The organism is Roseomonas sp. FDAARGOS_362, from assembly GCF_002754815.1.
Classification (GTDB): domain Bacteria; phylum Pseudomonadota; class Alphaproteobacteria; order Acetobacterales; family Acetobacteraceae; genus Roseomonas; species Roseomonas mucosa.
The window spans coordinates 2,100,736-2,112,357 of sequence record NZ_CP024588.1 but is presented as its reverse complement, the minus strand read 5'-3'; the positions used below and the strand labels follow the sequence as shown (position 1 = coordinate 2,112,357).

Annotated in this window: 8 protein-coding genes; 6 read left to right on the top strand and 2 right to left on the bottom strand. The window is 71.8% G+C overall.

Features of this window, described 5'->3' with window-relative positions; genetic code table 11:
• The first annotated feature begins 19 nt into the window (after positions 1-19).
• The 6 genes from rhaI (at position 20) to CTJ15_RS14500 (ending at position 7,628) form a co-directional block, all read left to right on the top strand.
• The gene (rhaI, locus tag CTJ15_RS14525) at positions 20-1,336 is read left to right on the top strand and encodes an L-rhamnose catabolism isomerase (RefSeq protein WP_075822632.1); all 1,317 of its coding nucleotides are present in this window, start codon (positions 20-22) and stop codon (positions 1,334-1,336) included.
• Positions 1,337-1,494: 158 nt separating this feature from the next.
• A complete protein-coding gene (locus CTJ15_RS14520) occupies positions 1,495-3,294 on the top strand; it encodes a thiamine pyrophosphate-requiring protein (protein ID WP_019462633.1) in 1,800 nt (599 codons plus the stop codon).
• Positions 3,291-4,400, top strand: coding sequence for an enolase C-terminal domain-like protein (locus CTJ15_RS14515; RefSeq protein WP_019462634.1), 1,110 nt, complete (start codon positions 3,291-3,293; stop codon positions 4,398-4,400). The genes CTJ15_RS14520 and CTJ15_RS14515 overlap by 4 nt, the downstream gene beginning before the upstream one ends.
• Before the next feature lie 139 nt (positions 4,401-4,539).
• Positions 4,540-5,379 carry a hypothetical protein gene (locus CTJ15_RS14510; protein WP_076970218.1) on the top strand — a complete coding sequence of 280 codons (840 nt, stop codon included), beginning with the start codon at positions 4,540-4,542 and terminating at the stop codon, positions 5,377-5,379.
• Positions 5,372-5,992: a gluconate 2-dehydrogenase subunit 3 family protein gene (locus tag CTJ15_RS14505; RefSeq protein ID WP_076970217.1), complete on the top strand. Its 621-nt coding sequence runs from the start codon at positions 5,372-5,374 to the stop codon at positions 5,990-5,992. The genes CTJ15_RS14510 and CTJ15_RS14505 overlap by 8 nt, the downstream gene beginning before the upstream one ends.
• Complete coding sequence (locus CTJ15_RS14500) at positions 5,982-7,628, top strand: GMC family oxidoreductase (protein ID WP_075823604.1); 1,647 nt, start codon at positions 5,982-5,984, stop codon at positions 7,626-7,628. The genes CTJ15_RS14505 and CTJ15_RS14500 overlap by 11 nt, the downstream gene beginning before the upstream one ends.
• A gap of 287 nt (positions 7,629-7,915) precedes the next feature.
• Here CTJ15_RS14500 and CTJ15_RS25335 read toward each other — a convergent pair whose 3' ends face one another.
• The gene (locus tag CTJ15_RS25335; RefSeq protein ID WP_369923473.1) at positions 7,916-8,329 is read right to left on the bottom strand and encodes a hypothetical protein; all 414 of its coding nucleotides are present in this window, start codon (positions 8,327-8,329) and stop codon (positions 7,916-7,918) included.
• A 13-nt stretch (positions 8,330-8,342) separates the two neighbouring features.
• Positions 8,343-11,600 (bottom strand): trifunctional transcriptional regulator/proline dehydrogenase/L-glutamate gamma-semialdehyde dehydrogenase, encoded by a 3,258-nt coding sequence (gene putA / locus CTJ15_RS14495; protein WP_369923470.1) that lies wholly within the window; start codon positions 11,598-11,600, stop codon positions 8,343-8,345.
• Between the last annotated feature and the right edge of the window lie 22 nt (positions 11,601-11,622).

The window sequence follows — 11,622 nt, the reverse complement described above, 5'->3', positions numbered from 1 at the left end:
CGGAAGGGGGGGCGAGGGAATGAACCGGATCGCGAGAATCCGCCCGGTGGACGAGGTGTTCCGCGCGGAAAGCAACCGCGGGCTGGAGGCCGGGACGGCGCGCGACTATGACTGGCTGGGCGGCAAGCTGGCGGCGCGCGGCATCGATGTGGAGGCGGTGGCGGAGCGGCTGGCAGGCTTCGCGGTGGCGCTGCCCTCCTGGGGCACGGGCACGGGCGGCACGCGCTTCGCGCGCTTTCCCGGCGGCGGAGAGCCGGCCAGCCTGCGCGACCGGCTGGAGGATTGCGCCGTGGTGCAGGCGCTGACCGGGGCCACGCCCGGCGTCTCGCTGCACTTCCCCTGGGACGAGGTGGCGGACCATGCCGCGCTGCGCGCGGAGGCGGAGACGCTGGGCCTGTGCTTCGACGCGGTGAACTCGAACACCTTCCAGGACCATCCGGGTCATCCCGATCACCCTCTCTCCTATAAGTTCGGCAGCCTGTCGCACACCGACCCGGCGGTGCGGGCCCAGGCGGTGGCGCACAACATCGCCTGCATCCGCGCGGGCGAGGCGCTGGGCAGCAAGGCGCTGACGATCTGGATCGGCGACGGCGCCAACTTCCCCGGCCAGTCGAACCTGCGCGGGGCCTACGAGCGCTATATCGGCAGCGTGCGGCAGATCGCCGCCGCGCTGCCGCCGGACTGGTCGCTCTTCCTGGAGCACAAGCTCTACGAGCCCGCCTTCTATGCCACGGTGATCCAGGACTGGGGCTCCTCGCTGCTGGCGGCGCAGGAGATCGGGCCGCAGGCGCGCTGCCTCGTCGATCTCGGCCACCACGCGCCGAACGTGAACATCGAGATGGTCGTGGCGCGGCTGGTGCACGCGAAGCGCCTTGCCGGCTTCCACTTCAATGATTCCAAGTATGGCGACGACGACCTGGACAGCGGCTCGATCGATCCCTTCCGCCTGTTCCTGGTCTTCAACGAGTTGGTGGATGCCGGGGCGGCGGGGGCCTTCGACCGGCCGCCCGCCTACATGATCGACCAGTCGCACAACGTCACCGACCCGATCGAGAGCCTGATCGGATCGGCCATGGAGATCCAGCGCGCCTATGCCCAGGCGCTGCTGGTGGACCGCGCCGCGCTGGCCGCGCATCAGGAGGCGAACGACGCGCTGATGGCGCATCGCCTGCTGAAGCAGGCCTTCCAGACGGATGTCTCGCCGATCCTGGCCATGGTGCGGCAGCGCAGGGGGGCGGCGATCGATCCCATCTCGGCCTATCGCGCCAGCGGCTACCGCCAGGACCGCGCGGCGCGTCGGCCTATCCGGCAGGGCGGCGGGGGCGGGATCGTCTGACCGGCCGAGGGCCGCCGTGAAACGTTGCGACACGGCATCCACGGGCGCCCGCAGGCAACAGATCCCGCGCCGACACGTTCAAACGCCGTAATTCGCGGCGTGCTCCTCCTGTTTCGCCGCAGAACTTTCCAGAAGTTCATGAAGAGGAAAGCGGCGTCATGGCGAAGACAGTGGGCGACCAGGTCTGGGAACGGCTGCGCGAATGGGGGGTGCGCCGGGTTTTCGGCTACCCCGGCGACGGCATCAACGGGCTGATCGGCGGCCTCGCACGGCACAACAAGGTTCCGGATCGGAAGATCGACTTCGTCCAGGCGCGGCATGAGGAGATGGCGGCCTTCATGGCCGGTGCCCATGCCAAGTTCACCGGCGAGGTCGGCGTCTGCATCGCCACCTCGGGTCCTGGTGCGGTGCACCTGCTGAACGGGCTGTATGACGCGCGCGCCGACCATCAGCCCGTGCTGGCCCTGGTCGGGCAGCAGGCGCGCGCGGCCCTGGGCGGGCATTTCCAGCAGGAGATCGATCTCCAGTCCCTGTACAAGGATGTGGCGCGTGCCTTCGTGCAGACGGCGATGGTGCCGGAACAGGTCCGCCACCTGGTTGACCGCGCCATGCGCATCGCGATGGGCGAGCGCGCGGTCACGGCGCTGATCTTCCCCAATGACCTGCAGGACCTGCCGGCGGTCGAGGACCTGCCGCGCGCGCACGGGATCGTGCCCTCCGGCAGCGGCTATTCCGCCCCGCGCGTCGTTCCCGGCGCGGCGACGCTGGAACGGGCGGCGGAGGTGCTGAACAGTGGCAGTAAGGTGGCCATGCTGATCGGTGCCGGCGCGCTGGAGGCCACCGACGAGGTGATCGCCGTGGCCGACAAGCTCCAGGCCGGGGCGGCCAAGGCGCTGCTGGGCAAGGCGGCCCTGCCGGACGACCTGCCCTGGGTCACCGGCTCCATCGGCCTGCTGGGCACGAAGCCGAGCTGGAACCTGATGCAGGGCTGCGACACGCTGCTGATGGTGGGCTCCTCCTTCCCCTATTCGGAGTTCCTGCCGAAGGAAGGCGCGGCGCGCGGCGTGCAGATCGACATGCAGGCGCGGAACCTCTCCATCCGCTACCCGATGGAGGTGAACCTGGAAGGCGACGCGGCGGCGACGCTGCGTGCGCTGCTGCCGATGCTGGAGCAGAAGACCGATACCTCCTGGCGCGACACGATCGCCAAGGATCTCGCCAGCTGGTGGGACACGCTGAAGGACCGGGCGATGCAGCCGGCCGATCCGATCAACCCGCAACGCATCTTCTGGGAGCTGTCGCCGCGCCTGCCGGACGGGGTGATCATCACCGGCGATTCCGGCTCCCATACCAACTGGTACGCGCGCGACGTGAAGATGCGGCGGGGCATGATGGCCTCGCTGTCCGGCGGCCTCGCCACGATGGGCTCGGGCATGCCCTATGCCATCGGCGCCAAGTTCGCCCATCCGCGCCGCCCGGTCCTGGCCATCTGCGGCGACGGCGCCTTCCAGATGAACGGCATGGCCGAGCTGATCACCGTCGCCAAGTACTGGAAGGAGTGGGAATCGCCGCAGTTCGTCGCCATGGTCCTGAACAACCGCGACCTGAACCAGGTGACCTGGGAGCAGCGGGTGATGGAGGGCGATCCGAAGTACCTGGCGTCGCAGGACATCCCCGACGTCGCCTATGCCCGCTTCGCCGAGATGATCGGGCTCAAGGGCATCGAGGTGCACGACCCGGAGAAGATCGGCGCGGCCTGGGAGGAAGCCTTTGCCTCCGACCGCCCGGTGGTGGTGGAATTCCGGGCCGACGGCAACGTGCCGCCGCTGCCGCCGCACATCACGATGAAGCAGGCGCTGGCCTTCACCCGCTCGATGGCGGGCGAGCCGGAACTGGGCAGCGTGATCAAGGACACCTTCCGACAGGTCGCCAGCTCGGTCCTGCCGCACCGGTCGTGAGCCGGCTGCGCGGGCAGGCCCCGGTCGGGGCGGTGTCGGCCTCCGCCTACACCATCCCGACGGACCGGCCCGAGGCGGACGGCACCATCGCCTGGGACCGCACCACCCTGGTCCTGGCGGAGGTGGAGGCCGGGGGCGAGCGGGGGCTGGGCTATACCTATGCGGACGCCGCCGCCGCAGGGCTGGTGCGGGGCGTTCTGGCGGAGGCGTTGCGGGGCCGGGACGCCATGGACCTGCCCGCCGCCTGGGAGGCAATGGTCCGGGCGGTGCGCAACATCGGGCGGGAGGGGGTGGCGGCCTGCGCCATCTCCGCCCTTGATGCCGCGCTCTGGGACGCCAAGGCGAAGCTGCTGGGCCTGCCGCTGGTGACGTTGCTGGGCGCCGCGCGGCGGGAGGTGCCGGTCTATGGCAGCGGCGGCTTCACCACCTATCCCGACGAGGTGCTGCGCGACCAGCTCGCCGGCTGGGTGGAGCGGGATGGCTGCCGCTGGGTGAAGATGAAGATCGGCACCCATCCGGAGCAGGACCCGCACCGCGTCGCCGTGGCGCGCGAGGCGACCGGCAAGGCCGGCCTCTTCGTGGATGCCAATGGCGCCTTCACCGCGAAGCAGGCCCTGGCGGTCGCGCATCGCTGCGCCATGGAGGCAGGCGTCGCCTGGTTCGAGGAACCGGTGTCCAGCGACGATCTGGACGGGCTGCGCCTGGTGCGGCAGGGCGGGCCGCCGGGCCAGGAGATCGCGGCCGGGGAATATGCCTACGATCCCGCCTATGTGCGCCGGATGCTGGTGGCGGGCGCCGTGGACGTGATGCAGGCCGATGCCAGCCGCTGCCTCGGCATCACCGGCTTCCTGCGTGCCGCCGCGCTCTGCGAGGGGTTCCACACCGATCTCTCGGGGCATTGCGCGCCGGCCCTGCACCTGCACGCCGCCTGCGCCGCCCCGCGCCTGCGCCATCTCGAATGGTTCCACGACCATGTGCGGATCGAGGCGATGCTCTTCGATGGCGTACCCGTGCCGCTGGACGGCGCCATCGCGCCCGACCTGTCGCGGCCGGGGATGGGGCTCGCCTTCCGGCGGGCCGATGCCGCCCGCTATCTCGTCTCCTGACCGCCGAGCCCTCCAGGAAGGAACGCGCATGATCCGGTTGAAAACCCGCGCGGGCCACGGTTTCCCCCGGATGCCGCCAGGGGGCGGTGCCCTTGCCCGCCTGTGGCCGCCTCGCCCGCCTGCCATGCACGAAAGGCGCTTGCACGCCGCCCGGCACCTGCATGGCGGGGCCGCCGTCCTGGCCTTGGCCGTGCTGGGCGACAGCGGTATCGAGCACTACCGCGGCTCCTTCCGGAACAAGGCCATGGTCACGCCGCTGCTGACCGCCAGCGTCTCGCTCCTGTCCGCCCTGCACGGGCTGGCGGACCAGAGGCCCCTGCCGCACCGGCTGCGCAACGCGGTGCATGGGCTGGCGGCGCTGACCGGCCTGATCGGGACAGGCTTCCATGTCTACAATGTCCTCAAGCGCCCTGGCCGACTGAGCTTCGAGAACCTGTTCTACGGCGCGCCGCTGGGCGCCCCGGCCGCCATGCTGCTGTCCGGCGCGGTGGGGCTGGCGGCGGAACAGGTGCGGGAACAGCCGCTGGACCGGCTGGAAAGCCTCGGCCTGGAACGGCGGGAACCGCTCGGCGACCGCGAACTGGGCCAGGGCATCGCCGCGCTGGTGGCCGCCGGGCTGCTCGGCACCACGGCGGAGGCGGCGCTGCTGCATTTCCGGGGGAACTTCCAGAACCGCGCCATGTACCTGCCGGTGCTGCTGCCGCCCGCCGTGGCGGGGCTGCTGGGCCGGGCGGCGGCAAGGCCGGACGCACCGCACGCCCGCCAGCGGGCGCGGGGCGCCTCCTGGCTGGCGGTGATGCTGGGCCTGGCCGGGGCGGGCTTCCATATCCGCGGCGTGTCGCGCCACATGGGCGGCTGGCGCAACTGGAGCCAGAACCTGTTGGACGGGCCGCCGATCCCGGCGCCGCCTTCCTTCACCGGCCTCGGCCTGGCTGCCCTGGCCGCGCTGGCGCTGATGGGAGGGCCGGATCGTGGCTGAGCCCCGGCAGCGCTATGCCTATCCCGGCTATGACGTGCTGGCGAAGCGCGGCACCCCGTCCTGGAACGCGCAGACGCGCACGGTGGTGGAGGAACGCCTGTCCCCGCCCGCGCCCGGCTTCTTCGATGCCGTGGAGTGGCAGGTCCTGGTCGCGCTCTGCGCCCGCATCCTGCCGCAGCCTTCGCTGCGCGACCGGCCCGTCCCGCTGCCGGAAATGATCGACGCGCAGATGCGGTCCGGACATGGCGACGGCTACCGCATCGAGGGCATGCCGCCGATCGGCGACTGCTGGCGGCAGGGGCTGCGCGCCCTGGATGCGGAGGCACGGCTCGTCTATGGCGCGTCCTTCCCGGACCTGCCGCCGGGGCGCCAGGACGCACTGCTGGGCGCGGTGCAGCGCGGCGAGGCCGGGGCGCCGGAATGGGAGGGGCTGCCGCCGAAGAGCTTCTTCAGGAGCCGCGTGCTGCACGATATCGGCAGCGCCTACTACGCCCATCCCACCGCCTGGAGCGAGATCGGCTTCGGCGGCCCGGCCTCGCCGCGCGGCTATGTCCGCATGGACGAGAACCGCCGCGACCCCTGGGAAGCGGTGGAGCATCGCCATGACCGCTGACGCCGCCACCGAGACCCGCGCCCGCGACCACCGTGCGCCGGATGTGATGCGCCCCGGCGCCTGGGTGCCGATGCGGCAATACGCCGACAGCGACACGGTGGACTTCGCCATCGTCGGCACCGGGGCGGGCGGCGGCACGCTGGCCTGCCGGCTGGCCGAGGCCGGATTTTCCGTGGTCGCCTTCGATGTCGGCCCCTACTGGCGCCCGCTGGAGGAATTCGCCTCGGATGAACGTTCCCAGGGCAAGCTCTACTGGCTTGACGAGCGGATCTGCGACGGCGACGACCCGCTGGAGCTCGGCGCCAACAACAGCGGACAGGCGGTGGGCGGCAGCACGGTGCACTTCGCCATGGTGTCGCTGCGCTTCCGCCCCGAATGGTTCAAGGCCCGCTCGAAGCTCGGCTATGGCGAGGACTGGCCGGTCGATTGGCGCGAGATGTGGCGCTACTACGACGAGGTCGAGGATTCGCTGAAGATCTCCGGCCCGGTGCGCTATCCCTGGGGGCCGCACCGCCGCCGCTCGCCCTATCGCGCCCATCCGATGAACGCCGCCGCCAATGTGCTGGCGCGCGGGGCGGAGAAGCTGGGCATCGCCTGGGCGCCGACGCCGCTCGCCACCGTCTCGGCACCGCGCGGGCTGGCGCATCCCTGCGTCTATCGCGGCTTCTGCGTGTCCGGCTGCTCCACCAATGCCAAGCAGAGCGTGCTGGTCACCTGGCTGCCCCGCGCGCTGGCGGCGGGGGCGGAGATCCGCGACCTTGCCATGGCGGGGCGGATCGAGGTGGGGCCGGACGACCGCGCCACCGGCCTGCACTACCACCGGGACGGGGCCTGGCGCTTCCAGAAGGCGCGCAACGTCGTGGTGGCGGGTTATGCCATCGAGACGCCGCGCCTGCTGCTGAACTCGGCCAATGCCCGCTTTCCCGACGGCCTGGCCAACCGCTCCGGCCTCGTCGGGCGCAACCTGATGGTGCACGGCAATCTCGGCGTCTTCGGGCGGATGGAGGACGAGATCCGCTGGTACAAGGGGCCGCCCTCCCTCTCCGTCACGGAGCATTGGAACTACACCGACGAAGGCAAGGACTTCCCGGGCGGCTATTCCTACATGAGCCAGGGGCCGTTGCCGGTCTCCTGGGTCAACACGGTGACCAGCAGCCTGGGCCTCTGGGGCGAGGAACTGCGCCTGCGCATGACCGACTACAACCACCAGGCCGGGCTGAAGATCGTGGGCGAAAGCCTGCCGCAACCGCGCAACCGCGTCACCCTGGCGGAGGAGAAGGACCGCTTCGGCCTGCCGGTGGCGCGCGTGACGCATTCCTTCGGCGAGGAGGACCGGCGGCTGCACCGGCACGCGGCGGATTTCATGCGGCGTCACCTGGAGGCCGCCGGGGGCCGCGACATCTTCACCGAGCCGGGCGACACGGCCCATCTCATGGGCACCTGCCGCATGGGAACGGACCCGGAGCGCAGCGTGACCGATGCCGACGGCCGGTGCTGGGACATCCGCAACCTGTGGATCTGCGACAGCTCGCTTTTCCCCACCAGCGGCGGTGTGAACCCCTCTCTGACCATCCAGGCCCTGGCCTGCCGCATGGCGGACCGCATCCGCGCCATGGCACGCCTGGAGCGCGGCTGATACGGGCCGGGGGGCCGAATCCTGCGCGCTCCGCCTTGGGGGCAAGGCGCTGCCTCGCCCCCAAACCCCCACTCCGCCAGGACGCTGCGCGCCCTGGACCCGATGAGTTTGCTCTCCCTATGACCGGATCGCACCGGAGAGCCATGCTCTCCGGCGGACTGCCGGTGCCGCCAGCGCGGACAGCGTGTCTTTCCTCTTTCCGGGCGCCCCGCGTCTCCACCTGCTTCCGGGGATCAACCGGCAGCCTGACGGCATCCACCAGAACCAGCGAAAGCCCGGGATGCCGTTCAGCCGAGCATCATCAGCTTCGCGTTGCCGCCCGCCGCGGCGGTGTTGGTGCTCACCGAACGTTCCAGCAGCAGGAACTCCGCCGGAAAGCCGGTTTGCGCATCGGCGACATGGACCGGGACGATGGGGCCGTCGAGCGAGGCGAGTTGCTGCGCCAGGGCCTTCAGCGCCTCCTCCGTGCCACCGAACAGCACGGCCTGCACCTCCGGCAGGGCGGCGGGGCCGGCCTCACGCACCCAGGCGGCCAGGGCGGGCGGCAGGGGCGCCCCCAGCCGCGTGCCACCGGCGGCGATCAGGGCGCGGTTGCCGGCGGCCAGCGCCGCCGAGACGGCGCGGTGGAGCGTTGCGGCATCGGCGGCGTGGCACAGCACGCTGCCGCGCGGTTCGGTGGCATAGGCGTTGCGCTCGCCCACCGGGCCGGGGAGCTCAAGCGCAAGGCCGGCGGGCGTGATGGCGGCGAGGGCCTCGGCTTCCGCCGCCGCGCCGGCCTCGCCGCGCCCGGCCAGCCAGGCCGCCCAGGCGCGGAGGGGGCGCGGAGGGGGCGGGCGCGGTGCCCGCCGGCAGGCCTGTCGATGCGGGGCGCGCGGCCAGCAGGCGGCGGAGGTAGAGCGGCCCGCCCGCCTTGGGGCCCGTGCCGGACAGCCCGTGCCCGCCGAAGGGCTGTACGCCGACCACGGCGCCGACCAGGTTGCGGTTGACATAGACGTTGCCCGCCCGGGCCAGGGCGGTGACGTGCTGGATGGTTTCGTCGATGCGCGAATGCACGCCGAAGGTCAGGCCATAGCCGGTGGCGTTCACCGCCCGCATCAGCGCCTCGATCCCGTCGCGGCGGAAGCGCAGCACATGCAGCACGGGGCCGAAGACCTCCCGCGTCAGCGCCTCCAGGCTGTCGATCTCGATGATGGTCGGCGGCACGAAGGTGCCATGGCGGCATTCCTCCGGCAGCGCGGACTGGTGCACCGGATACCCGGCCGCTCGCATCGCCTCGATATGCGCCAGGATTCCGTCCCGGGCCTCGCCGGTGATCACCGGCCCGATATCGGTGGAAAGCCGCTCCGGATTGCCGGTCGAGAGCTCCGCCAGGGCACCGCGCAGCATGGCGAGGACGCGGTCCGCCACATCCTCCTGCAGGCAGAGCACGCGCAGCGCGGAGCAGCGCTGCCCCGCGCTGTCGAAGGCGGAGACCAGCACATCGCCCACCACCTGCTCGGCCAGGGCAGAGGAATCCACCACCAGCGCGTTCTGCCCGCCGGTCTCGGCGATCAGCGGCACCGGCGCGCCGCCGGGGTTCAGGCGCTTCGCCAGCTCCGCCTGGATGCGCCTCGCCACCTCGGTGGAGCCGGTGAACATCACGCCGTGGATACGCGCATCCGCGACCAGCGCCGCGCCCACCTGGCCGTCGCCGGGCAGGAGTTGCAGCACCCCGGCGGGAACTCCGGCCTCGTGCAGGATGGCCACGGATTGCGCGGCGATCAGCGGCGTTTCCTCCGCCGGCTTGGCGATCACCGGATTGCCCGCGGCGAGCGCCGCCGCGACCTGCCCGGTGAAGATGGCGAGCGGGAAGTTCCAGGGGCTGATGCAGAGCACCGGCCCGAGCGGACGATGCGTGCCGTTGCGGAAGTCCCGCCGCACCTGCGCGCCGTAGTAGCGCAGGAAGTCCACCGCCTCCCGCACCTCCGCCACGGCATTGGCGAAGGACTTCCCGGCCTCCCGGACCAGCAGGCCGAGCAGGAGCGGCATCCGCTGCTCCAGCAGATCGGCGGCGCGGGACAGGCAGGCGGCGCGCGCCTCGGGGGGCTCCGCGGCCCAGGCCGCGGCGGCCTCCGCGGCGATGTGCAACGCGCTCCCGACCGCCTCCGCCGAGGCTTCCACCACCATGCCGACCCGGTCGCGGTGGTTGGCCGGATTCAGCACCGGGCGTGGCAGGCCCTGGCCTTTCATGCCGGCCAGGAGCGGCGCGGCGCGCCAGTCCTGCGCCGCGCTGTCCCGCAGCGCCGTGGCCAGCCGGGCCAGCTCGGCCTCGTTGCTCAGGTTCAGTCCGAGGGAGTTCGCCCGTTCCGCGCCGAAGAGGCCACACGGAAGCGCGATATGCGGGTTGGGCGCGCCCGGCGGCTGTTCCGCCGCCACCTGCGCGGCGGGATCGGCGGCCAGCGCCTCCACCGTCACGGCGGGATCCTGGATGCGGTTCACGAAGGAGGAATTGGCGCCGTTCTCCAGCAGGCGGCGCACGAGATAGGCGAGCAGCGTCTCATGCGTGCCGACCGGCGCGTAGATGCGGCAGGGGCGGTCCAGCTTTCCCGGCCCGACCACCTCCTCGTAGAGCGGCTCCCCCATGCCGTGCAGGCACTGGAACTCATGGTCGCCGATGCGGAAACCCTCGCCGGCCAGGGCGTGGATGCTGGCCAGGGTCTGGGCATTGTGCGTGGCGAATTGCGGGAAGACGGCGTCGCGCGCCTCCAGCAGCTTCCGCGCGCAGGCGAGGTAGGAGACATCCGTGTGCCGCTTGCGCGTGAAGACGGGGAAGTCCTCCAGCCCGTCGATCTGCGCGCGCTTGATCTCGCTGTCCCAGTAGGCGCCCTTCACCAGCCGGACCATCAGCCGGTGGCCGGAACGCCGCGCGAGGTCGATCACGAAGTCCAGCACGAAGGGCGCGCGCTTCTGGTAGGCCTGCACCACGAAGCCGAGGCCGTCCCATCCGGCCAGCGCGGGGTCGAGGCAGAGGGCCTCCAGGATGTCCAGCGAGAGGTCGAGCCGGTCGGCCTCCTCGGCATCGATGTTCAGCCCGATGTCGTAGCGCTTCGCCAGCCCGGCCAGCAGGGCCACGCGCGGCAGCAGCTCCGCCATCACCCTGTCGCGCTGCGCCCGCGCATAGCGCGGATGCAGCGCCGAGAGCTTGATGGAGATGCCCGGCCCCTCATAGATCCCGCGCCCCGCCGCCGCCTGCCCGATCGCATGGATCGCCGTCTCGTAGTCGCGGTGGTAGCGCTCCGCATCGGCGGCGGTGGTCGCGGCCTCGCCCAGCATGTCGTAGGAATAGCGGAAGCCCTTCGCCTCCATCTTCCGGGCCCGCACCAGGGCCTCGGCGATGGTCTGGCCGGTGACGAACTGCTCGCCCATCATCCGCATCGCCAGATCGACGCCCTTGCGGATCACCGGCTCCCCGCCCCGTGCGATCAGCCGTGTCAGCGCGTGCGACAGCCCCGTCTCGCTGCTGGTGGTGGCGAGGCGGCCGGTGACCACCAGCCCCCAGGTGGCGGCGTTCACGAAAAGCGAGGGCGAGTGCCCCAGATGCGAGCGCCAGTCCCCGCCGCCGATCTTGTCGCGGATCAGCGCGTCCCGCGTGGCGGTGTCGGGAATGCGCAGCAGCGCTTCCGCCAGGCACATCAACGCCACGCCTTCCTGCGACGACAGCGAGAACTCCTGCACCAGCCCTTCGACCGCACCGCGCGTGCCCTTGCGGCGCAGCGCCTCCACCAGCCGCGTGGCGGTGGCGGCCGCCCGTGCGGCGAGCGGGGCGGGAAGCGTGGCGTCCGGCAGGAGGCGGGCGATGCAGCCGGGCTCCGCCGCGCGCTCATGCCGGGTGATGGCGGCGCGGAGCGGGCCCTGTGCCTGGACCGAGGCGGCGAAGGCATCGAAGGGGATCGGCGCGGCGGACGGCATATCGAGGCGGGCGGCGAGCGACATGAGGTGGCTGGTTCCGGCTTTG

Bases quoted from the DNA above. Each gene is read 5' to 3' on its own strand.
- putA (WP_369923470.1), bottom strand. From the start codon at position 11,600: ATGTCGCTCGCCGCCCGCCTCGATATGCCGTCCGCCGCGCCGATCCCC.
- CTJ15_RS14520 (WP_019462633.1), top strand. From the start codon at position 1,495: ATGGCGAAGACAGTGGGCGACCAGGTCTGGGAACGGCTGCGCGAATGG.
- CTJ15_RS14500 (WP_075823604.1), top strand. From the start codon at position 5,982: ATGACCGCTGACGCCGCCACCGAGACCCGCGCCCGCGACCACCGTGCG.
- rhaI (WP_075822632.1), top strand. From the start codon at position 20: ATGAACCGGATCGCGAGAATCCGCCCGGTGGACGAGGTGTTCCGCGCG.